This window comes from Halalkalibacter flavus (assembly GCF_036663575.1).
GTDB classification, from domain to species: domain Bacteria; phylum Bacillota; class Bacilli; order Bacillales; family Bacillaceae_D; genus Halalkalibacter; species Halalkalibacter flavus.
Genome location: NZ_JAWRVK010000013.1, coordinates 76,701 through 98,905 on the forward strand (window position 1 = coordinate 76,701; position 22,205 = coordinate 98,905).

Sequence of the window (22,205 nt, forward strand, 5' to 3'; positions counted from 1 at the left end):
TTATACCACAACTATTAGAAAAATAGATAAAGTAAATATATCCATTTAGGTACTTGTTGTAAAAAGGAGGAAATAGATATGCCGACTTTTCTAGTTTTTCCTAGTAGTGATGTTGATCAAGAAGAGACGTTCATTGTTGAAGCAAGTGATGAGGCTGAAGCAAGAAGTAAATCCCTAGAGCTTTATTCGGAGAATAAATATTTCCGAGAGTATGTGGAGTCATTTAGTATGAATAGAGGTTTTATTGAAGTCTTTCTAGAAGATGAAAGTGGAAATTTCTATGAGGAGTTCTTTGATTATCGAATTGATTTATACAAGAAATTTGAAAAAGATGAACAAAAAATTGAAGCATACATTGAACAGATGATTGAAAAGAATGTACGAGCGTTCTTTCAAGATAGACCCGATTTAGCAGCCCTTTACCTTTATCTTTATGAGTATCAAAATAGTCCATTTGCAGCTTCTGAGTTCCCAAGTGAAATGTATAGCTACATCCTAGAGAAAACAAATTTTAGTTACTTTGATGAAATTCTTGTGTATCCGATAGAACTGAGAGAGAAGCAATCATCATAAAATAAAGGCCTATGTACTTACGCATAGGTCTTTGTTTTGTTTCTGGTGAGGAACGAAGATTTCTGGTCTTACTGTGTTGAATGAACAGGGAGATTTTAAATAATCTTATTAAATCTTAATAGGAACAGGTCTCCTCTTTTCAAAAGAGAAAATATAGTTGAAACCACATTGTTTTGCTAGTTCGATCCCTTCTTTTACATATGATCCAATTGAATCGGAAAAAAGGCAATCCATTTAATGATGAACCAGGTGACAATCAAATTTTAAATACCACTCTCAACCTCATAATAAGTACACTGTATAATTGAGAAAAAGAGATTCTAGACTGTAATTACCCAGAAAAAGTAAGTAAGTTTCCTGGGTAATTTTTGACGCTATGATTGGTGATAGGTTGCTTTTAAGTGACAAGCTAATTGTATTTTTAATACATCCTCATTATTTTGAAAGTCAATTTGAAGCAAATCTTCAATTTTTTTAAGGCGTTGATAAAGCGTATTAATGTGAATATGCAGATCATTCGCTGTTTTTGTAGCAGAACGATTGTATTCGATGTAAGAAAGGAGAGTTTTTTCTAAATCTTTGTTTCTATCGTTATCAGACCACAAGGGAGATAAGACATCATGTACAAATTGTTCTATTTCTTGAGAGGATTGATTTAAAAATAAACGATTCAAACCAATATCTTCGTAACAAATAATATCATTTCTATTACGATCAGCTAAATAAGATAGAGTCTTAGTTGCTTCATCGTAACATTTCTTGACATTTTTTAGCCCTTTATAAGTACTGCTGATCCCACCTCGAAAGAGAGAGTTATTACTTTTTTTATATTCCTCTTTAATATAATGAATCTTAGTTTGTATATGATTGAGGTCATCAAGCTCTATACTTGATGCAAGTAATGTGATTTTATTATGGAATCCATAAATAAATTTATCTGAAATGACTAGTTCATTTTTTATTTTAGAAACTAGTTGATGTATTTCAATCTCAAGTAGATGTAAATCAGAGTATACCGGTATCTCAAAAATAGCGATAAAACAATAGGATGATATGTTTATCCCGATTTCATTTGCTTGTTGTAATAAATGCTCGTTATCCTTATAGCTAAGTAAACTTTGAAATTGCTCATGTCTTTTTTTATAAAAGATTTCAGTAATTGTTTGTTTTTTGACTAATTCTAGAGCTAAAACAGAGCTGCCTTGCTCAAGGGTCATTTGGTCAGACTTAGATAAAGGCTCTGATAAATGAACAATAAAGCAACCCAGAAAAGCAATACCGTTATAAATTGGGTAAAGTAAATAACTATTGTTATCATAGTCACTTACAGTAACATGTAATGAATTGCGTTTTTCCATAAACATTATTTTCATTTCAAAAATACTGAAAGGAGGTTGTGTTCTTTTACTAGAGCAGAATTTATTCTCAAGTGCATTAAAAAAAGATATTGAGGGTTTAATCATATGATTGAGTTCGTAAATAATTTTTTCAAATCCCTGATTTTGCAGAGATATACTGATTAATGCTTGGTGTACCTCGTACCTTTTTTGAAGTTGCATGTTTTTTTCTTGAAGTTCTTTACTTAACACTGTAACCTCTACTAACCTTTGATTTGCTACTGTATAATATTTTGCATTTTGAATAGCGATCGCAGCCTGTTCGGCAAATCCTTGCAACAATTGTAAGTCATGGTCGACGAATACTTTTTTTTGCTTCCATTGATGAATAATCATGACACCAATTCTTTTGTCTTCAATTGAGACAGGCACACACATTGCTGCTTCAGGAGATTTCCCAGCAGTAATATAATCAAAGTTTACAGTTGAGATATTGTATTTAGCCATTTCTTCATATACGTCTTTTTTTGAATTAAATATTCTACCTTTCCCGTCTTCAAATACTTTACCAGTAATGGATTCCCCAACTTTAAATTTCACATTATAAATGGTGTTATTGAATCCGATCGGTGCTTTAGGTATTAATTTTTCACTTGCTTGATCATAAAGAAATAATAAACCTGCTTCAGCAGCAGGAATTACTTTAAGAGCATTACTTATTATCTTTTCCAGTACTTCATCAAGATCAAGACTAGAGGTTATCGAGTGAATACTATTGATGAGATTATATAGTTCATTATCTTTTCTTTCGATAATTTCTTTCGTGTGAAAAAGGTAGAAAAAGTAATATAAATACTGAATTTCTTCTTTAGATAAAGGTATTGATTGCGAATAAATACACACATTTAGTTGATTTCCCTCAGGGTAAAAATAAGATAGGACCACTCTGTTTCTTTCTTTTCCTATCTTTAATGAGTTTTCTTCCTCATTTGAATAGAGAATCGAAGGGGGGAGGGGCTCGTGTTCCCCGTTATTATAAATTAAGTACTGATCATTTTTGAAATAATTATATCCCCACACTTGAAATGGACTATTCTCTAATTTCTCTTTTAAAAATAAAAGACTGTACTCAATTTCATTCATTTATAGTGCTCCTTCTATAGATGTGTAATAATATACATTTAAACAGCTGATATTATGTATGTTATCACATTGTAATATTGTCATCTCAAGTGTATAGTAAAAAGTGTAGTAAGAAAAGACAGAATATTAAGATTCGGTATAGAAAGAAAAATACGAATTACTCCTCCATAGCACGCACACCACTATCACTAGATAAAGTCGGAAAATCAAAACATTCTAGAATAGGAAACTAACTTAATTCCTAATTTTTAACCTGAATTATAGCAGCTTTGATATCCTGATTATTTTTTTGTTGGTTTTGAAAGCGTTATCAAGTAAGAGGGGGGATAAATAGAGGAAGCCACTGAAAAAGGTACAAACCAACCTTTTTCAATGTCTCGATTAATGTAGCAATGGCATTGAAAAGGTACAAATCAACCTTTTTCAGTGCCATCTAAATAGAGTCTTTCTGTGTGAAATAAGGGTTAATACAATGTGTTGGTGAATGTCCCTAATACTGCTTTTAGGTATAGGAGGTTACTAGTAAGTGTTAATTAAGAAGAGAAAAGGTGGTGCTGTCGATGGAAGAGGCAATGAGGTTAGCTAGTGGTTTATTAGTTTGGGTTATTGCACTCTTGATTTTAGCTGTGGTCATTTTTCAAGCGGTTAAGTTTATTCTGTTAGCAAAGGATGCAGGTAAAGAAATTGGTATGACAAAAGGTGAGCTTAATAGCGCAATAAAAACGGGAGCCATTTCAGCAATTGGTCCTTCATTCGCCATTGTTATTGTTGCTTTATCTTTGATTCCGTTTCTGGGGGAGCCCCTGACGTTAATGAGGATTGGAATTATTGGATCTGCTCCGATTGAATCGGTTGGTGCAAGTCTAGGTGCAAATGCTTATGGTTCTGAATTAGGAAGTACGAGCTTTAATACCCAAGCATTTACAGCAGTTGTTTGGACATTATGTTTAGGTGGGGTAGGCTGGTTAGTGTTTGTTGCATTGGCTACGAAGTCAATGAGTAAGATTGAAAAGAAAATCATAAATAAAAATGAAAAAAATAAAAAGCTTATGATGATTATTGCAACAGCTGCAATGGTAGCTGCATTCGGGAATTTAGCAAGTGCTGAAATGGTTAAGGGATTTGAATATATTGTAGCTGTACTAACAGCGAGTATTACAATGTTAGGTTTAACTGCATTAGCGGACAAGCTAAAGAAGAACTGGATACGTGAATGGTCACTAGGACTATCGATTCTTACTAGCTTAGTTGTGGGTTACTTTATCTTTGTCTAATGACAGGGGGGTAAATTATGGGTTTGAAAGATACAATTAAGACAACAGTTAGCGATACTAGTAGTTCAGCAATAGAACAGTTTCATTCAAGAGCCCATTTTTGGGGTCGACTAACAGTTTGGGCTGCGATTATCTTATCGTTATCGTTGCCGGTAGTTCTTTCATTTTTCTTAGGGCATCATCCTGGTTGGAGTGTAATATTGAGCGGATTTCTCGCCTATGCAGGAATTATTGCTGTTGTCTGGGTGCTCGAACCAATCATGTATTACACCATTTTAGGTGTATCAGGTACTTATATTGGTTTTCTAACAGGGAATGTTGGAAATATGTGTTTACCAGCTGCAGCAGCTGCTCAAAATACGATTGGTGCAGAGCCAGGAACCAAAAAAGGTGAAATAACAGCGACCCTTGCAATAGGTGCTGCATCATTAGTAAATAAAGTATTTCTTATTCCGATGATTCTTGTAGGAGCCGTGCTAGTTTCAAAAATACCAGAGCATATCCAACAAGTGTTTCCGTTTATTTTACCAGCTATTTTTGGAGGCGTATTGGCTCAGTTCGCGATGAAAAAGCCCACTTATGGTGTTATTGGACTCGCGATTGGATTTGTGATTAACCTAACAGCACTAGTTGTCTATATGAAAATGTTACTATGTATTATTTTGACTATAACTATTTGCCTCTTTTTAGAAAAGAGGAATGAAGCAAAAGCTTCTGTATAACGTTTTAAGAGGAAAGGTACTACCAGTCATAATCATATTTACATAAGCTTTCCTATTAAACATTTTGAAACTAATAAAAAATAACTAGTAATCAAGGGTGGGGAAACTTTTTCTATGAGAAAACAATTAATGACAATGTTGGAAGAACGAAATGAAGAAATGATTAACATTAGACGTTATTTACATCAATACCCTGAACTTTCATTTGAAGAGGCAAATACAGCGAATTTTATTGCTGAATTTTATGAAGGAAAAGATGTAGACATTGAACGTAATGTAGGGAATGGGTTTGGAATTGTGGTCACAATCAAAGGTGAGAATCCTGGAAATACGATTGCTTTAAGAGCGGACTTTGATGCACTGGCCATTAAAGAAGAGACTGATGTGCCATTTAAATCTAAAAATGACGGTGTGATGCATGCGTGTGGGCATGATGGGCATACCGCTTACTTGATGGTACTTGCTGATTGTCTCATTCAATTGAAATCATCGTTATCAGGTACAATCAAAATTATTCATCAGCATGCCGAAGAAATGCCACCGGGTGGAGCAAAAAGTATTTTGGATTCGGGGATTATTGATGATGTGGATCATATTTTTGGTACTCATTTAATGCCAGTCGATTCTGCTGGGACCGTAGGCTTTAACAGCGGGTATTCAATGGCTGGGATGAGCCGTTTTGTGTTAGGGATTCAAGGAAATGGAGGTCATGGATCATCGCCACATTTGGCAAACGATCCAATTGTGGCTGGTGCACATTTTGTAACCGCCATCCAAACTATCATAAGTCGCAGGTTAAATCCATTTGATGTTGGGGTGATTACTGTTGGCTCATTTGATGGAAAAGGAGCAAGAAATGTCATTAAAGACCGGATTGAACTGGAAGGCGATGCTCGTTACATGTCAGTTGAGGCAAGACAAATCATTGAAACAGAAATGCACCGCATTGTGAAAGGGATCGAAATTGAATTTGGGGTGACGTGTGACTTTACGTTTACGAATAATTACCCGCCTTTATATAATCATCCGGAAATTACTGAGTTTGTAAAATCAAGTATTGAAAAGATGGATGACCAAGATATAAAGCAAGTGATCGAATTTCCTAAGTTTTCAGGTTCGGAGGATTTTTCTTACTATCTAGAAAAAATTCCTGGAACATTCTTTTTCATTGGCTGTAAACCAAAAGTAGTAGAGAAAGCTTATTTTAATCATCATCCGAAGTTTGATATTGATGAAGACTCACTTTTAGTTGCAGCTAAATCAGTTGGACAAGTGGTGTGTAGTTATTTTCAACAAAGTCATCATTCTGAACTAGAAAAAACAGTTTAAATGATATATTTTTATAATGTTACTACTTTTTAGAATAGTGAAAATAATGGAAAAAGGTGGTTGACATATATAAATTTAGCCGTTATTCTAAACTTAATTAATAATTGAATATATTGCGGATGATTGTTGTAGGAGAGTGTAAAAGCAAGTGCCACCGAAGGAGCAAGTTCCAAAAAGACCCTTGGGACCAATCTCTCAGGTAGATGAACTACAACAGGACGCACCTCTGGAGAGCGCGTTATAAAACGCCACCAAAGGGGTAGGCTTCGTTAATAATGAAGTTAAACTCTCAGGTAAAAGGACAGAGAAGGGTAGAGAATATGTGCTATCTTTTTCTGTCCTTTTTTGTTTGCAAAAAGGACAGAGAAGGTAGAGAAACCAGCTACCTTCTTTGTCCTTTTTTTCATGGATAAAAAAAGATAGCGGATCAGCTCCCTTAATAAAGGAGCAGCAAGTTTATAAGTCAGATATCCAAAAACAACTTTAGGAGGGGTATGAATGAGTTTAAAACATAACGATTCATTCATTTTTGAAGCAATTGAAAATGAAAAAAAGCGTCAACACAGTACATTGGAGTTAATTGCATCTGAAAACTTTGTAAGCCCAGACGTACTAGAAGCAATGGGAAGTGTGATGACAAATAAATATGCGGAAGGTTATCCAGGGAAACGTTATTATGGTGGTTGTGAATACGTTGATGAAGCGGAACAAGCAGCAATTGCACGATTAACCAAATTATTCGGTGCTCAATTTGCAAACGTGCAACCTCACTCAGGGGCACAGGCAAATACAGCTGTATTTTTTGCTTTGCTTAATCCAGGTGATAAAGTAATGGGAATGAATTTATCACACGGTGGGCATCTAACTCATGGAAGCCCAGTAAGTATGTCAGGAAAGTGGTTTGATGTTGTGTCGTATGGGGTGAGAGAAGATACTCATTTGATTGATTATGATGAGCTAGAAGTTATAGCGAAAAAAGAAAAACCAAAATTAATTATTGCAGGTACAAGTGCATATCCAAGAAAGATTGATTTTGCCAAATTTAAAGAAATTGCAACTCAAGTTGGTGCGATTTTAATGGTGGATATGGCACATATTGCTGGCCTTGTTGCAGCAGGATTACATCCATCACCAGTCCCTTATGCTGACGTTGTTACAAGTACTACACATAAAACATTACGCGGACCTCGTGGCGGTATCATTTTAACAAATGACGAAGAAATCATTAAAAAGATTAATAAAGCTGTCTTCCCGGGAATTCAAGGCGGGCCACTGATGCATATTATTGCAGCTAAGGCGGTTGCTTTCAAAGAAGCATTACAGCCAAGTTTTAAAGAATATGCCAAACAAGTCATCGATAATGCTGAAACACTTGGTGAAGCATTAAAGAAAGAAGGAGCAGCCCTTGTTTCTGGAGGTACAGAGAATCATATTGTACTACTAGATGTCAGGCCATGGGACTTAACAGGAAAGGAAGCGGAGAAGTTACTTGAAGAGGCTGGTATTACGGCTAATAAGAATACGATCCCATATGATCCTCAAAGCCCATTTGTTACAAGTGGAATCCGTATGGGGACTGCAGCATTAACAACTCGGGGGATGAAAAAGGATGAAATGGAGAAAATCGCCAAAGTAATCGCAGATGTTTTGAAAAGTAAAGGGGATATAACTGTTTTAAAAAAGGCAAAGGAAACAACAAAAGCCATTTGTGGTGCCTATCCGTTATTTCAACAGCAAATTACTGTGTAAGAAAGGAGAAATCACTTATGGAATTTCAAAGTTGCTTTGATATTATTGGTCCAATTATGGTTGGACCTTCAAGTTCACATACAGCAGGTGTCGTATCAATCGGCAAGTTTGTTCACGAGCTTGTAGGTGGATGTCCTGAAAAAGCAGAGATTACTTTTTACGGTTCCTTTACAGAAACACATCAAGGCCATGGTACAGATAAAGCGATTCTTGGTGGTTTGCTTGGGATGGATACGGATGATTCTAGGATTAAACATGCAATCAAGATGACTTATGAATATGGACTAAACTACAAATTCCAGCTTGAAGATAGCTGCCCTTATTTTGATCATCCAAATACAACAATCGTAACAGCGAAACGTGCGGGGATAGAGGTGAAAGTAGGTGGAGCATCTCTAGGGGGTGGTTTATCAAAAATCTTTATGATTAATGATGAATTACTAGATATTCGCTTGAGTACAAGTGATGAAATATCAACACTTGTAGCACGCCATCATCAAGATATGAAGAAAGAGACAGTACTAAAGGGTGTTATATGATGGAAATCCAGTCAATGAGCGAGCTTATTGAAATCTGTACACGTGAAAAGAAGCCGATTAGCCAAGTCATGCTAATGATGGAAGAGAGAAAGTCTGGAAGAGATAAAGAAACAATTATCAAGATGATGGAAGAACGGTTAATTAAAATGAAAGAAGCTGTGGATAGTGGAAAAAATGATCCCTCACCTGCACCGAGTGGTATTTCGGGAGGGGATGCAATGAAAATGGGTGATTATGTAAGACGGGGTAAATCGTTATCGGGAAATTATATCAGTGATGCGATGACCTTTTCTCTTGCTACATCTGAGAGCAATGCAAGGATGGGGGTTATCGTAGCCACTCCAACTGCCGGAGCAGCTGGTATTTTACCTGGAGTGTTGTTCTCTCTTCACAAAAATGATGGCACCTCCTACAAGGATTTAGTCATGGGGTTATTTACAGCAAGTGCACTTGGTTATATCATTGCCAATCGTGCTTTTATTTCGGGGGCAGCAGGCGGATGTCAGGCGGAGGTTGGCTCTGCAACAGCAATGGCTGCCGGAACGATTGTCGAATTAAAAGGCGGTACACCAAAGCAAGCGGTAAATGCAACGGCCATTGCAATGAAGTCGCTTCTTGGCTTAGTTTGTGATCCGGTTGCAGGACTTGTTGAAGTACCTTGTATTAAGCGAAATGTAATTGGGACATCAATCGCATTTTCAGCAGCGGACTTATCACTTGCAGGTGTTGAAAGTCGCATTCCCTGTGATGAAGTGATTGAAGCAATGTATAAAGTCGGAAAAGATATGCCGCGGGTACTCAAGGAAACTTCACTTGGGGGCTTAGCGATGACAGAAACAGGTAAAAAGGTCAAAGAACGTCTATTTAGTAAGAAATCTTAATCTTGGGGGTATTAAATTGAGTAAGGAAACGATGTTACTCCGTACACCACTCTTTGAATCATATGAAAAGTATGGTGCAAAAGTTATTGATTTTGGAGGTTGGGCACTTCCGGTACAGTTTTCAAGTATTTTAGAAGAACATGAGACGGTTCGGAAGAAAGCAGGGCTTTTTGATGTCTCTCATATGGGTGAAGTACTCGTTGAAGGGAAAGATGCTGAAAGCTATATTAACTACCTTGTAACAAACGATGTAACAAAGCTTAGTATCAATCAAGCACAGTATACAGCAATGTGCTATCCAGACGGTGGTACAGTTGATGACTTGCTAATTTACAAGTTGGAGAATGAAAAATTTTTACTAGTTATTAATGCAGCAAACATAGAGAAAGATTTCGATTGGATGAAGCAGCACGTTGAAGGAGAGGTAAGGCTCCAAAATATTTCAAATGACATTGCACAACTTGCTATCCAAGGTCCAAAGGCAGAAAACATTTTACAAAAGTTAACTAATACAGATTTAGCGGACATTGGCTTTTTCCACTTTGTTCAAAATGTAAATATTGATGGTATTAACGAAGTCCTCGTATCTCGAACGGGTTACACTGGGGAGGACGGCTTTGAGCTTTATTTGCCAGAAGAAAAAGCCGAATCACTTTGGAATAAGCTTTTAGAAGTAGGAAAAAAAGAGGGTCTAAAACCATGTGGACTTGGTGCACGTGATACCCTTCGTTTCGAGGCTCGTCTTGCACTGTATGGTCAGGAACTTACTAACGAAATCAGCCCGCTTGAAGCAGGAATTGGCTTTGCAGTAAAAACGAATAAAGAAAGTGAATTTATCGGTAAAAATGCTCTAGCAAAACAAAAAGAAGAAGGATTAAAACGTAAATTAGTTGGTATTGAAATAACAGGAAGGGGCATTCCACGTCACGGTTACAAAGTCCTTTCTGCTACTAATGAAGAGGAAATTGGCTTTATTACCTCTGGGACACAATCACCATCTTTAAAGAAAAGCTTGGGACTTGCGCTACTATCTGTGGAGCATGCTAAATTGGGAACACAGCTTAAAGTTGAGATCCGTAAGAAAAAGGTTGATGCAGTTGTAGTAAAATCACCGTTTTATAAAAAAGGTTAAGTTAATAAATGAAACTTGGCATTATGGATGGAACTTTAAAAGATAAGTGACCATATTGTTGATGTTGCTATTGTTTTTCGATGAAGTTTTAACAAATAACCAAGTATTCGCATCGTATTATAGTGTTTTTTATAAAAACTAAGAAAATATAAAAATAGAATTGTTTTGAAAGGATGAAAGAATTATGACAACTACAACAGCAAACTTACGATACAGCAAGGAACATGAGTGGGTATTACAACTTGAAGGAAATCGCGTAAGAATCGGGATTACTGATTATGCGCAAAAGTCATTAGGAGATATTGTCTTTGTTGAGAATCCAGAAGTTGATGATGAAGTAATAGCGAATGAATCGATGGGAACAATCGAGTCGGTTAAAGCGGTTTCTGAACTCTTCTCTCCTGTATCAGGTACAGTTGTTAGTGTAAACGCAGACTTAGAGGATACTCCTGAAACAATTAACGAGCATCCATATGAGTCAGGTTGGTTAGTAGAAGTCGATCTATCAAATCCAGAAGAGTTAGATGCATTACTAAATGAAGATGAGTACGAAGCATTTATTAATGAAGGAGAGGAATAAAATGACAGCTACTTTCAGATACCTTCCTGACACGAAACAAGATCAAAAGGAAATGCTCTCTTTATTAAATGTTAATTCTGTTGATGATTTATTTGAAGACATTCCCGCTGACATTCGTTTAGAAGGGGAGTTACGCATTCCAAAGGCTGATCCGGAACCGGTTCTTCAGAAAAAAATGTATCAGATGGCAGGAAAAAATAAAAATGCAAATCAATACCCGATTTTTCTTGGTGCCGGTACGTATGATCACTACATTCCTAGCGTAGTTAATCATATGATTTCTCGTTCCGAATTTTACACAGCATATACACCATATCAACCAGAAATCAGCCAAGGTGAGTTACAAGCGATCTTTGAATTTCAGACGATGGTTTGTGAATTAACAGGAATGGATGTTGCTAATTCTTCGATGTATGACGGGTTTACCTCACTTGCTGAGGCTGCATCACTTGCTGTTGCATCAACAAGACGTTCCAAAGTGTTAGTATCGAAAGCGGTTCATCCTGAATCGCGTGCAATATTAGATACAGTAGCACGTGGTCAAGGTTATACAGTTGAAGAAGTAAATCTTGCTACGGAAACGACAGACTTAGAAAAATTGCAAGAACAGATTGAAAAGGATACGGCAGCGGTTATTGTTCAATACCCGAACTTCTTCGGTTCTATTGAAGATTTAAGAGAAATTAAGAAAATTGCCGCTGAAAAAGGAGCACTATTAGTCGTAAGTGCGAACCCATTAGCATTAGCTCTCCTGCAAGCACCAGGTAAACTAGGTGCAGATATCGTCATCGGTGATATGCAGCCACTAGGAATACCGATGGCCTTTGGTGGTCCACATTGCGGTTATTTTGCGGTCACTAAAAAATTCATGCGAAAAGTGCCGGGACGTATTGTAGGGCAAACAACAGATGAGCAAGGAAAGCGTGGGTTTGTCTTAACATTGCAAGCTCGTGAGCAGCATATTCGTCGAGACAAATCGTCATCAAATATTTGTTCAAATCAGGCATTGAATGCACTTGCTTCTGCCATTTGTATGACAGCACTTGGAAAGCAAGGGGTGCGTGATATGGCGCAGCTGAATCTAGAAAAAGCGAACTACATGGCTAAACTTCTAGAAGAAAAAGGATTTACGATTTTGAATAAATCACCATTTTTTAATGAGTTTACTGTTGAACTTCCACTTCCAGTCAAGGAAGTAAATGCAGAGCTTCTTAATGCGGGGATTATCGGTGGGTTTGATTTAGGAAATGATTACGGCTTTGACAATCGTATGCTCATCGCTGTAACAGATCAACGAACAAAAGAAGAGATAAAACAATTTGTAGAAGTGTTGGAGGCGATTGTAAATGGTAGAGTATAGCGAGCTAATCTTTGAAGTCAGTCAACCAGGACGTGTCGGTTCAAGCCTTCCAGAAAGTGACGTTGACAAAGTCGATGTACAAGATAAATTTCCTAAACATTTAATTCGTGATATACCAGCAGATCTTCCAGAGGTTTCAGAACTTCAGCTTGTACGCCATTATACAGCGCTTTCGAACAAGAATCATGGTATTGATAACGGTTTCTATCCTCTTGGTTCTTGTACGATGAAATACAACCCCAAAATCAACGAAGATGTAGCACGTTTTGAAGGTTTTAGTCGTATTCATCCATATCAGCCAGGTGAAACTGTACAGGGAGCGTTGCAGCTTTTATATGAATTGCAGGAAGAATTAGCCGAAATTACGGGAATGGATGCTGTTACGTTACAACCGTCTGCAGGAGCTCAAGGGGAATGGACTGGTTTAATGATGGTAAGAGCCTATCATGAACAAAAAGGGGAGACGAGAACAAAAGTCCTTGTTCCAGACTCAGCGCATGGAACAAACCCTGCAAGTGCAACAGTTGCTGGTTACAAAACGGTAACGATACCATCGAATAAAGATGGATTGGTTGACTTAGAAGAATTAAAGAAACATGTTGATAGTGATACGGCAGCATTGATGCTAACAAACCCTAACACACTTGGATTATTTGAAAAAGAAATAGTGGAAATTGCCAAAGTTGTTCATGAAGCAGGGGGCTTACTGTACTATGATGGTGCAAATGCAAATGCGATTTTAGGAAAAACAACACCAGGGAAAATGGGCTTTGACATTGTACACTTAAATCTTCACAAGACATTTACAACCCCTCATGGAGGCGGCGGTCCTGGAGCAGGTCCGGTAGGTGTAAAAGAAAAGTTGATTCCTTATTTACCAATTCCACGCATTGAAAATAATAATGGTAAATACGTAATAAACTCGAGTCATCCACAATCGATTGGACGTGTCAAAGGGTATTATGGAAACTTCGGTATTCTAGTTCGTGCGTATACGTATATTCGTACAATGGGTCCTGAAGGCTTGCGTCAAGTATCTGAAAGTGCGGTACTTCATGCAAACTATCTTCGTAAAAAACTGGAGCCATATTTCGAGGCACCGTATTCACAAATTTGCAAACATGAATTTGTTTTATCTGGATCAAGACAGAAAAAACTAGGTGTTAGAACTCTTGATATGGCAAAACGTCTACTTGATTTCGGATACCATCCACCGACCATCTATTTCCCTTTAAATGTAGAGGAGTGTTTGATGATCGAACCAACGGAAACAGAGTCAAAGGAAACGATGGATGCATTTGCAGATGTGATGATTCAAATTGCTAAAGAAGTAGAAGAGAATCCAGGCATTGTCTTGGATGCACCACATACAACGGTAATTGGCCGATTGGATGAAGTTCAAGCAGCACGACAACCAATATTGCGTTATACAAAAGTGGAAGCAACGGAGAAAGAACTAGTAAAATCATAATCTATTTCTAAAGTTAAAAATGAACCACCGGGAATGAAGTTTACTCCTGGTGGTTTAAATTAAACCAAAAATGAGGATGTGAAGGTACTGGTTATAGTTCCATTTAAGTTACATTCATAGGAGTGATAATATGACGATCAAACACGCTCGTAAACCTGAATGGCTAAAAATTAAATTAAATACGAATGCAGATTATACAGGAATAAAAAAGATGATGAATGAAAAAAAACTTCATACAGTCTGTGAAGAAGCAAAGTGCCCTAACATACACGAATGTTGGGCTGAACGTAAAACGGCAACATTCATGATCCTAGGAAGTATATGTACAAGGGCTTGTCGATTCTGTGCTGTTACAACTGGACTTCCGACTGAGCTTGATTGGGAAGAGCCGGAACGTATTGGCGAATCAGTAGAGCAAATGGGATTAAAACATGCGGTTATTACGGCTGTTGCTCGTGATGATCTCAAAGACGGCGGAGCCCAGATATTTGCAGAAACAATTCGGGCAGTACGACGTCGTAATCCATTTTGTAGCATTGAAGTCCTTCCGTCTGATATGAATGGAGAATATGAAAACTTACACACATTAATGGATGCAAAGCCAGATATTTTAAATCACAATATTGAAACAGTGAAACGGTTATCTCCAACAGTTCGTGCGCGTGCAACATATGAGCGTTCCCTTCAGTTTTTACAACGTGCAAAAAAAATTAGCCCAACTACTCCAACAAAGTCAAGTATTATGATTGGTCTTGGAGAAACGAGAGAAGAAATCATTGAAACAATGGAAGATCTTCGCGCTAATGAGGTTGACATTTTGACAATTGGTCAATATTTGCAGCCAACGAAAAAACATTTAAAAGTACAAAAGTATTGGAGTCCACAAGAATTTGATGAATTAAAAGAAATTGCCTTATCGAAAGGTTTTAGTCATTGTGAATCAGGACCACTCGTTCGCTCTTCTTATCATGCTGATGAACAGGTCCAAGCTGCTGCGAGGTAAATGTTGAAGCTTGAAGACGGATATTAGTGAGAAAGGAGAGGGATCGATGGTTATTACTTTAACAGATGCGGCATTAAACAAGTTAAAAGGTGTAGAATTTAAAAAAGAGCAATCACCTCGAATTGATGCCGATGTAGCTGGAGGGTGTGGGGTGTCGATCAAGTTTTCACTTGTTTTTGATGAACCACGACGAAACGATACAGTTATTAAATATGAAGGAATTCAACTTTATATTGATCAATTCACAAAACGTTATTTGGATGAAACGACACAAATTGATTATTCAGATGAACAGGGGTTCCTTGTTGGGGAAAGCTTTGAATCAAGTGCATGTTCAATTGAAATTGAGTAAGAGGAGAAAATATAATGCAAAAATCGGGAACAGATCGAGTTAAACGAGGTATGGCAGAAATGCAAAAAGGCGGCGTGATCATGGACGTTGTCAATGCAGAACAAGCAAAGATTGCAGAAACAGCAGGTGCTGTAGCAGTTATGGCACTAGAACGTGTACCGGCTGACATTCGTGCAGCCGGTGGTGTAGCCCGTATGGCAGATCCAAGAATTATTGAAGAAGTGATGAATGCCGTTTCAATTCCGGTCATGGCAAAAGCAAGGATTGGCCATATTGTTGAAGCAAAAGTACTTGAAGCAATGGGTGTTGATTACCTTGATGAAAGTGAAGTTTTAACACCAGCTGACGAAGTATATCACCTTTATAAGCGTGACTTTACAGTTCCGTTTGTATGTGGTGCTCGTGATTTGGGTGAAGCTGCTCGTCGTATTGGCGAAGGGGCATCAATGATTCGTACGAAAGGTGAGCCTGGTACAGGGAATATCGTTGAAGCGGTACGGCATATGCGCATGATACAAGCACAAATTAAGAAAGTTGCATCTATGTCCACTGATGAGTTAATGACTGAAGCCAAAAATATTGGGGGGGCATTCGACTTATTACTTCAAATTAAAGAGACTGGGAAGCTACCAGTTGTAAACTTTGCTGCAGGTGGTATCGCAACCCCTGCTGATGCGGCTCTCATGATGCAATTAGGGGCAGATGGTGTATTTGTTGGGTCTGGTATCTTTAAATCTGATCATCCAGAAAAATTTGCAACGGCAATTGTTGAGGCAACTACCCATTATGAAGACTATGAATTAATTGCCAATCTATCAAAAGGATTAGGTAATGCAATGAAAGGGATTGAAATCTCAAACTTACAGATATCTGAACGAATGCAAGATCGTGGTTGGTAGGGTAGAAATGAAAAGGAAGAGTCATAGGATTATAGTTATGTATTTTCATATTAAGTAGTTGCAAAAGGAGGAGAAACTCAATGTTAAAAGAATATGATGTTGTCATCATTGGTGGGGGACCGGGCGGATATGTCGCTGCCATCCGTGCATCTCAATTAGGATTGAAAACTGCAGTGATTGAAAAAGGGAATGTCGGTGGAACATGTCTACATGCGGGGTGTATCCCGAGCAAGGCATTATTAAGGAGTGCAGAGGTATATAGAAATACAAAGAAGGTAGAAGAGTTTGGTGTTATTGCTCCTGAAGTTGGGCTGGACTTCTCAAAGGTACAGTCTCGGAAAGAAGAAATTATAAATCGTTTATTTAAAGGGGTACAACAATTATTGAAAAAAGGAAAAATCGATGTTTACGAGGGGAAAGGAAGTATTTTACAGTCTAAAGATGTTTTAGTTGAAATGAACGATGAAGAACAAGAGATTACACTAAAAACCCAAAATATTTTAATTGCAACAGGTTCTCGTCCAAGAACTCTTCCTGGTCTAGAAGCGGATGAGAACTATATAATGACTTCAGATGAAGCACTACAAATGGAAGTCCTCCCAAATTCGATTATTATTGTTGGCGGTGGAGTCATTGGGATCGAATGGGCATCAATGCTCGTTGACTTTGGAGTAGAAGTAACTGTGATTGAATATGCTGACCGCATTTTACCGACAGAGGATAAAGATATCTCAAAGGAAGTAAAGCGTTTAATGAAGAAAAAAGGTGTAAAAATCGTAACCGATGCGAAGGTACTTCCGCAAACGGTAGAAAAAGGGGAAGGTGTTTCGATCAAAGCAGAGCATAAAGGAAAAGAAACTCTATTTTTTGCAGATAAACTATTAGTATCCGTTGGACGAATACCGAATGTTAGTGGAATTGGTCTTACTAACTTTAAAATTAATATGGGCGGTTCATTTATTCAAACAAACCAGTATTATCAAACAAGTGATCCTCATATTTATGCTATCGGTGATGTGATTGGGGGACTTCAACTTGCCCATGTTGCGTCACATGAAGGAATCATCGCAATTGAACATATAGCAGGTAAACAACCTTCACCGCTTGATTCGGCTCTAGTTCCAAAATGTGTCTACAGTAATCCAGAAGTAGCTAGTGTCGGTTTTACAGAAGAAGAGGCAAAAAAGAAAGGGTATAAAGTGAAAATTGGAAAATTTTCATTTCGGGCAATCGGAAAGGCTCTAGTATTTGGTGAATCAGATGGTTTTGTCAAACTTGTCGTTGAAGAAACGTCAAATAAGCTGTTAGGGGCACATATGGTTGGTCCTCATGTAACCGATATGATTACAGAAATAGGACTTGCTCAAGTATTAGATGCAACATCTATGGATATTGTACATACAATTCATCCCCATCCAACATTAGCTGAAGCGATTAGTGAAGCTGCATTAGCAGCAGACGGTCAGGAAATACATGCTTAGAGAGGGAGCTAAAAAAGTGTTGGAGATAGAACAAAAACTATAACTTTTTAATAGTTTTACATACGGACCCTAAAAGGATGGAGGATAACAATGCTTACAGAAAGAAATATTGATCAGGCTATACTGTTAATTACATGTCCAGAAAAACCGGGTATTATCTCAGTAATATCTAATTTGTTGTTAGAACACAAAGCAAATATTATCCAATTTGACCAACATACAACTGATCCACAATCAGGCATGTTTTTTATGAGGATTGAGTTTGACTTAGAAGACTTTGACTCTTCGTTTAGTTTACTTGAAAAGGACTTACATTTGATGGCAGAAGAATATCCAATGGATTGGATGTTGAGTAGTAAGAAAAAGAAAAAGCGGATGGCCATTTTTGTTTCTAAAGCTGATCATTGCCTGATGGAGCTAATATGGCGTTGGAAATCTAACGAAATTCAAGTAGACATCCCGATGGTTATTAGTAATCATGAGGATTTGAAAGAAGTAATTGAAGGATATGGAATCCCATTTTATCATATCCCAATCTCTTCTGAAACGAAAGAGGTTGCTGAAAAAAAAGCACTAGAGCTGTTGGAAGGGAAAGTAGACTTTATTGTTTTAGCAAGGTATATGCAAATTCTTTCTCCTACTTTTATAGCCCAATATCCCAATCAAATCATAAACATCCATCATTCGTTCTTACCCGCATTTGTTGGAGCAAACCCTTATGCGAGAGCGTTTAACCGAGGGGTGAAATTGATTGGAGCAACTGCACACTATGTAACGAATGATCTTGATGAAGGACCAATTATTCAGCAAGATGTAAAGCGTGTGAATCATCGTTATTCTGTAGAAGGATTAAAGGTTGCCGGACGGCATGTGGAAAGGCTTGTCCTTGCTCAAGCCGTTTCCTGGCATGTTGAAGATAAAGTAATTGTTCATGGTAATAAAACGATTGTATTTACGTGAGTTAGTATTATCATGTCATGCATTAAGAGAAAAGGTTGTTTTTTTATATAACAAAAAATATTATAGCAGCCAACCAATTTTGTGATGGTTATGGCTGTTTTTTCTATACTAATGGAAAAACATCAGGAGAAAAAAGGGGATCAGCGGAGTATAAGATTCCTATCATTTAACGTTTAGAATAGGGCGTATGGCTAAAATAATGGACTCAATGAAAAATGGGTAATTATTAAATCACTATTTACTAAAAGATAAGCCCTAGACAAAACCCTCAATAACTCCTATTGGAGAAATCGAGGGTTAAAAAGTTTATATGAATGAATATTTACTTCATATTTAATTGAACCACGGTATATTAAACAGTACGTAAAGTAATGAAGAGATCGTTTGATTAATCAACTCCTCTTACTCGATTAACTAATTTCTCTTTCCTCAGAACGAGCAACTTTAACATTACCGTAGAAATTAGTGAAGTAATCATTTGTCTCAGCTACGATAACTTTCCAAAGAAGGAGAAGGGCAATTAAGTTTGGAATCATCATTAAGGCATTAGCCATATCAGCAAATGCCCAGACTGTTGTAAGGTTAGCAACTGTCCCAATACCGCAAGCAGCAATATAAACAAGACGATAACCTGCAAGTCCTTTAGAGCCAGCTAAATACTCAAAGCATTTTTCCCCGTATATATACCAACCAACGATTGTTGAGAAGCCAAAAAAGATAACTGAAAATGAAACAATATATTCACCAACTACACCTAGAACAGAAGAAAACGCTGCGCTGGTCAAGGCTCCCCCTTCAAGTGTTGCATCATGAGTTACACCGGAAATTAAGCCGCCAGATGCATCCCAAAACCCTGTAATAAGCAGTGTTAAACCAGTCATTGTACATACAACAATCGTTACGATAAATGTACCGGTCATGGCAACGAGCGCTTGTTTAACAGGATGATCTGCACGTGCGTTCCCAGCGATTAAAGCAGCTGTACCAAGACCTGCTTCGTTTGAAAAAATTCCACGAGCAACCCCGTTACGAATAGCTTCAGTTACAACAACACCTAGGAAACCACCGGCCGCCGCCACAGGGTTAAAGGCATAATAAAAGATTAACTTAAAAGCCGGGATAATCATCTCGTAATTTAATGCAAGAATTATGATTGCTCCCCCTATGTAAAGGAACGCCATAATAGGAACAAAGAAACTAGCAACGGTACTAATACGCTGAATTCCACCGAAAATAATGAAGCTCACAAGGACAACTAAGATCAAGCCGGTTACCCAGTTTACAATACCAAAACTATTGCTTGTTACATCAGCAATGGTATTAGACTGTACACTATTTCCAATACCCAAAGCAGCAAAGGCACCAAATAAGGCAAAGGTAACCGCTAATAGTTTATATTTTTTGCCAAGCCCTCGTTCGATGTAATACATCGGACCACTGGAATATTCGCCACTATCATTTTTCACACGATATTTCACAGCAAGCAGGGCTTCACCATATTTTGTAGCCATACCTAGTAAACCAACAACCCACATCCAAAAGATTGCACCAGGGCCACCAAGTGTGATAGCTGTGGCAACACCAGCAATGTTTCCGTTCCCTATTGTCGCAGCAAGTGCCGTCATAAGAGCTTTAAAATGACTAACATCTCCTTCTGCAGTTGCATCATTACTATCCTCTTTCCCAAACCCGATCTTAAATGCATAGATGAGACGGCGAAATTGCAATCCTTTTAAAACAAAAGTTAAAAATAAGCCTGTCCCAAATAATAAGATGAGACTGGGGGGACCCCACAATACGTTATTGATTTTACTTAGTATTTCCAATATTTCCATACCAACACTCCTAATAGATTAGATTTTGATAGACTGTTAGTCGATTCGATGATGAAGCGCTTACATTTTGAGGGTGGCAAAACAGGATAGGTATGTCCGTTCCATGTGACCCCACAGTCATTTTAAGGATTTCTGTAGCCATTTACATCCAATCAGCTACATGGACCTCAGTAGTAATTGAAAAGAAAAGGCTTGTGAAATTTGATTAATTCTATATAAATCCCCCTTTTTTAGTTATTCCTATTTTTCCCCACAAAAAAAGACAGAGAAAAATAGGGGGTTTCCTATTTTTCTCTGTCCTTTTACCTGAGAGTTTAACTCCTTTGGTGGCTCATGGCTCTCTCCAGAGACGCGTCCTATTGTGGTCCTTTTACCTGAGAGATTGATGTCCACTTTTTGAGGACTTGCTCCTTCGGTGCTAAACGATTGTTTAGTCTCTCCCGCAATATTCATCCGCTTATATGCATTTTATAACATTTTATTCCATTATAAAGATAAAGTCAATTGAATATTCAGAAATTACTAAGGAGTAAATTAATTTCTTTAAGTCTATTTTAAGATATATATAATAACCCAATTTAGTGCTTTTTTTAGCTCGAAGTCTGAGTCTCCAAGAGTTAGAGGATGATATTGCAACCGGATTAGGAAAACATGTTCAGCTGTACCGGTTTCTTTTGCTTCTTTTTAGTGTGTTGTTGGCAGGTTTCGCTGTGTCTATCGCTGGGACAATCGGTTTTGTTGGTCTCATCGACCCTTATATTGCTAGGAAACTAGTAGGACGCCCTTTTGGTAGTTTGATTCTCGTTTCCTCTTTAATAGGTAGTGCTCTAGTATTTAGTGCTCACCTGGTCGTCCGGACGGTTTTTTATCCATTAGACATTCCGGCTGGGATTTTTACTACGGGGATCGAAGCGTCGTTCTTTATTTTTTTAAAGAATCGAAATCAATTTTAAAAAGGGAGAGCATGAGAAGAAGAGGAAATTCTTGAAAGAGCAAAGAAAAATTAATAAAAGATCAAGAACGAGCAAAAATCTTAGGAGATAAAGAGCTAGTGAAAAAATATATTGACCAACAACTTTCAAACTAAATGGAGGTTTGTTATGGAGGTTGTAATTCTAGATGATTGGGAAGGAAACGTTACTAACAGCCAAGCTATTCAACAATTAAATTTTCATAAACTATATTCGGAAAATTTAAAATATAAGAAATCGATAGGAAAAGAAAGAAATAGTTAGAAAAACATATAAATCTACAAATTATTTAACTATTTCGAATGTTCACTATATTTAGGTTATCATTTATAATAATACAAGATACACAGAAGGGAGGTAATAGATAGCTATATTTTAGGAGACGTAATTGAACCATGAAGAAAAAGAGAGTTACCAGTAAATCAGTTAAATGTAATGTGTACAGAATTGTACATGGGACAAGCTTAAAAGATTGAATGAATTTTCAATGAAATCAGTTAGGCGAATTAAGCGACTTTTCTAATTAGGATGAATAAGGTCGCTTCATATCCTCTTTCAAGGGAGTGAAATGGAAATGGAAACTAATTCTTGGTATTGCCATGACTGTTTTCGGT

The 22,205-nt window shown here is 37.4% G+C and carries 20 protein-coding genes and 3 riboswitches; of the genes, 18 read left to right on the forward strand and 2 right to left on the reverse strand.

From position 1 onward, the window contains the following. Positions 1–78: 78 nt before the first annotated feature. The gene (locus tag SAY88_RS10750; RefSeq protein WP_332631717.1) at positions 79–573 is read left to right on the forward strand and encodes a hypothetical protein; all 495 of its coding nucleotides are present in this window, start codon (positions 79–81) and stop codon (positions 571–573) included. A gap of 374 nt (positions 574–947) precedes the next feature. Here SAY88_RS10750 and SAY88_RS10755 read toward each other — a convergent pair whose 3' ends face one another. After that, positions 948–3,053 (reverse strand): helix-turn-helix domain-containing protein, encoded by a 2,106-nt coding sequence (locus SAY88_RS10755; RefSeq protein WP_332631719.1) that lies wholly within the window; start codon positions 3,051–3,053, stop codon positions 948–950. 560 nt (positions 3,054–3,613) lie between these two features. Between SAY88_RS10755 and SAY88_RS10760 the strand changes: the two genes are divergently transcribed. The 15 genes from SAY88_RS10760 to purU all read left to right on the forward strand — a co-directional run bounded on the left by SAY88_RS10760 (position 3,614) and on the right by purU (position 18,785). After that, the gene (locus SAY88_RS10760) at positions 3,614–4,327 is read left to right on the forward strand and encodes a DUF5058 family protein (RefSeq protein WP_332631721.1); all 714 of its coding nucleotides are present in this window, start codon (positions 3,614–3,616) and stop codon (positions 4,325–4,327) included. Between the two features lie 17 nt (positions 4,328–4,344). Then, entirely contained in the window at positions 4,345–5,049 is a 705-nt protein-coding gene (locus SAY88_RS10765) for a small-conductance mechanosensitive channel (RefSeq protein ID WP_332631723.1), read from the forward strand. 114 nt (positions 5,050–5,163) lie between these two features. Then, entirely contained in the window at positions 5,164–6,378 is a 1,215-nt protein-coding gene (locus SAY88_RS10770; RefSeq protein WP_332631725.1) for an amidohydrolase, read from the forward strand. 119 nt (positions 6,379–6,497) lie between these two features. Beyond that, a riboswitch (glycine riboswitch) is annotated at positions 6,498–6,599 on the forward strand. Positions 6,600–6,876: 277 nt separating this feature from the next. Continuing rightward, positions 6,877–8,127 (forward strand): serine hydroxymethyltransferase, encoded by a 1,251-nt coding sequence (gene glyA / locus SAY88_RS10775; protein WP_332631727.1) that lies wholly within the window; start codon positions 6,877–6,879, stop codon positions 8,125–8,127. Between the two features lie 17 nt (positions 8,128–8,144). After that, entirely contained in the window at positions 8,145–8,666 is a 522-nt protein-coding gene (locus SAY88_RS10780) for a serine dehydratase beta chain (RefSeq protein ID WP_332631729.1), read from the forward strand. After that, a complete protein-coding gene (gene sdaAA, locus SAY88_RS10785) occupies positions 8,666–9,547 on the forward strand; it encodes an L-serine ammonia-lyase, iron-sulfur-dependent, subunit alpha (RefSeq protein ID WP_332631766.1) in 882 nt (293 codons plus the stop codon). Before SAY88_RS10780 ends, sdaAA begins: the two co-directional genes overlap by 1 nt. Before the next feature lie 31 nt (positions 9,548–9,578). Continuing rightward, positions 9,579–10,679, forward strand: a complete 1,101-nt coding sequence (gcvT, locus tag SAY88_RS10790) for a glycine cleavage system aminomethyltransferase GcvT (RefSeq protein WP_332631767.1) — start codon at positions 9,579–9,581, stop codon at positions 10,677–10,679. Positions 10,680–10,863: 184 nt separating this feature from the next. Then, complete coding sequence (gcvH, locus tag SAY88_RS10795) at positions 10,864–11,259, forward strand: glycine cleavage system protein GcvH (RefSeq protein WP_332631730.1); 396 nt, start codon at positions 10,864–10,866, stop codon at positions 11,257–11,259. 1 nt (position 11,260) lies between these two features. Further along, a complete protein-coding gene (gene gcvPA / locus SAY88_RS10800) occupies positions 11,261–12,619 on the forward strand; it encodes an aminomethyl-transferring glycine dehydrogenase subunit GcvPA (RefSeq protein ID WP_332631731.1) in 1,359 nt (452 codons plus the stop codon). Then, positions 12,606–14,090, forward strand: a complete 1,485-nt coding sequence (gene gcvPB / locus SAY88_RS10805) for an aminomethyl-transferring glycine dehydrogenase subunit GcvPB (RefSeq protein WP_332631732.1) — start codon at positions 12,606–12,608, stop codon at positions 14,088–14,090. The genes gcvPA and gcvPB overlap by 14 nt, the downstream gene beginning before the upstream one ends. Before the next feature lie 130 nt (positions 14,091–14,220). Next, a complete protein-coding gene (gene lipA, locus SAY88_RS10810) occupies positions 14,221–15,093 on the forward strand; it encodes a lipoyl synthase (protein ID WP_332631733.1) in 873 nt (290 codons plus the stop codon). A gap of 46 nt (positions 15,094–15,139) precedes the next feature. After that, entirely contained in the window at positions 15,140–15,445 is a 306-nt protein-coding gene (locus SAY88_RS10815; protein ID WP_332631734.1) for a HesB/IscA family protein, read from the forward strand. Positions 15,446–15,459: 14 nt separating this feature from the next. Further along, positions 15,460–16,344, forward strand: coding sequence for a pyridoxal 5'-phosphate synthase lyase subunit PdxS (gene pdxS / locus SAY88_RS10820; RefSeq protein ID WP_332631735.1), 885 nt, complete (start codon positions 15,460–15,462; stop codon positions 16,342–16,344). Positions 16,345–16,424: 80 nt separating this feature from the next. Next, positions 16,425–17,825, forward strand: coding sequence for a dihydrolipoyl dehydrogenase (gene lpdA, locus SAY88_RS10825; protein WP_332631737.1), 1,401 nt, complete (start codon positions 16,425–16,427; stop codon positions 17,823–17,825). A 90-nt stretch (positions 17,826–17,915) separates the two neighbouring features. Beyond that, positions 17,916–18,785 carry a formyltetrahydrofolate deformylase gene (purU, locus tag SAY88_RS10830; RefSeq protein ID WP_332631739.1) on the forward strand — a complete coding sequence of 290 codons (870 nt, stop codon included), beginning with the start codon at positions 17,916–17,918 and terminating at the stop codon, positions 18,783–18,785. 410 nt (positions 18,786–19,195) lie between these two features. Here the strand turns inward: purU and SAY88_RS10835 are convergent, their stop codons facing one another. After that, positions 19,196–20,620 carry an alanine/glycine:cation symporter family protein gene (locus SAY88_RS10835; protein ID WP_332631740.1) on the reverse strand — a complete coding sequence of 475 codons (1,425 nt, stop codon included), beginning with the start codon at positions 20,618–20,620 and terminating at the stop codon, positions 19,196–19,198. 291 nt (positions 20,621–20,911) lie between these two features. After that, a riboswitch (glycine riboswitch) is annotated at positions 20,912–20,970 on the reverse strand. Between the two features lie 2 nt (positions 20,971–20,972). Further along, a riboswitch (glycine riboswitch) is annotated at positions 20,973–21,073 on the reverse strand. A 128-nt stretch (positions 21,074–21,201) separates the two neighbouring features. Here SAY88_RS10835 and SAY88_RS10840 point away from each other — a divergent pair. Both SAY88_RS10840 and SAY88_RS10845 read left to right on the forward strand, forming a co-directional pair. Then, positions 21,202–21,573, forward strand: a complete 372-nt coding sequence (locus SAY88_RS10840; protein ID WP_332631741.1) for an iron chelate uptake ABC transporter family permease subunit — start codon at positions 21,202–21,204, stop codon at positions 21,571–21,573. Positions 21,574–21,720: 147 nt separating this feature from the next. Continuing rightward, positions 21,721–21,855, forward strand: coding sequence for a hypothetical protein (locus SAY88_RS10845; protein ID WP_332631743.1), 135 nt, complete (start codon positions 21,721–21,723; stop codon positions 21,853–21,855). The last annotated feature ends 350 nt before the right edge of the window (positions 21,856–22,205 follow it).

Coding starts and splice junctions, on each gene's coding strand:
- SAY88_RS10750 (WP_332631717.1), top strand. CDS start 79: ATGCCGACTTTTCTAGTTTTTCCTAGTAGTGATGTTGATCAAGAAGAG.
- SAY88_RS10755 (WP_332631719.1), bottom strand. CDS start 3,053: ATGAATGAAATTGAGTACAGTCTTTTATTTTTAAAAGAGAAATTAGAG.
- SAY88_RS10760 (WP_332631721.1), top strand. CDS start 3,614: ATGGAAGAGGCAATGAGGTTAGCTAGTGGTTTATTAGTTTGGGTTATT.
- SAY88_RS10765 (WP_332631723.1), top strand. CDS start 4,345: ATGGGTTTGAAAGATACAATTAAGACAACAGTTAGCGATACTAGTAGT.
- SAY88_RS10770 (WP_332631725.1), top strand. CDS start 5,164: ATGAGAAAACAATTAATGACAATGTTGGAAGAACGAAATGAAGAAATG.
- glyA (WP_332631727.1), top strand. CDS start 6,877: ATGAGTTTAAAACATAACGATTCATTCATTTTTGAAGCAATTGAAAAT.
- SAY88_RS10780 (WP_332631729.1), top strand. CDS start 8,145: ATGGAATTTCAAAGTTGCTTTGATATTATTGGTCCAATTATGGTTGGA.
- sdaAA (WP_332631766.1), top strand. CDS start 8,666: ATGGAAATCCAGTCAATGAGCGAGCTTATTGAAATCTGTACACGTGAA.
- gcvT (WP_332631767.1), top strand. CDS start 9,579: ATGTTACTCCGTACACCACTCTTTGAATCATATGAAAAGTATGGTGCA.
- gcvH (WP_332631730.1), top strand. CDS start 10,864: ATGACAACTACAACAGCAAACTTACGATACAGCAAGGAACATGAGTGG.
- gcvPA (WP_332631731.1), top strand. CDS start 11,261: ATGACAGCTACTTTCAGATACCTTCCTGACACGAAACAAGATCAAAAG.
- gcvPB (WP_332631732.1), top strand. CDS start 12,606: ATGGTAGAGTATAGCGAGCTAATCTTTGAAGTCAGTCAACCAGGACGT.
- lipA (WP_332631733.1), top strand. CDS start 14,221: ATGACGATCAAACACGCTCGTAAACCTGAATGGCTAAAAATTAAATTA.
- SAY88_RS10815 (WP_332631734.1), top strand. CDS start 15,140: ATGGTTATTACTTTAACAGATGCGGCATTAAACAAGTTAAAAGGTGTA.
- pdxS (WP_332631735.1), top strand. CDS start 15,460: ATGCAAAAATCGGGAACAGATCGAGTTAAACGAGGTATGGCAGAAATG.
- lpdA (WP_332631737.1), top strand. CDS start 16,425: ATGTTAAAAGAATATGATGTTGTCATCATTGGTGGGGGACCGGGCGGA.
- purU (WP_332631739.1), top strand. CDS start 17,916: ATGCTTACAGAAAGAAATATTGATCAGGCTATACTGTTAATTACATGT.
- SAY88_RS10835 (WP_332631740.1), bottom strand. CDS start 20,620: ATGGAAATATTGGAAATACTAAGTAAAATCAATAACGTATTGTGGGGT.
- SAY88_RS10845 (WP_332631743.1), top strand. CDS start 21,721: ATGGAGGTTGTAATTCTAGATGATTGGGAAGGAAACGTTACTAACAGC.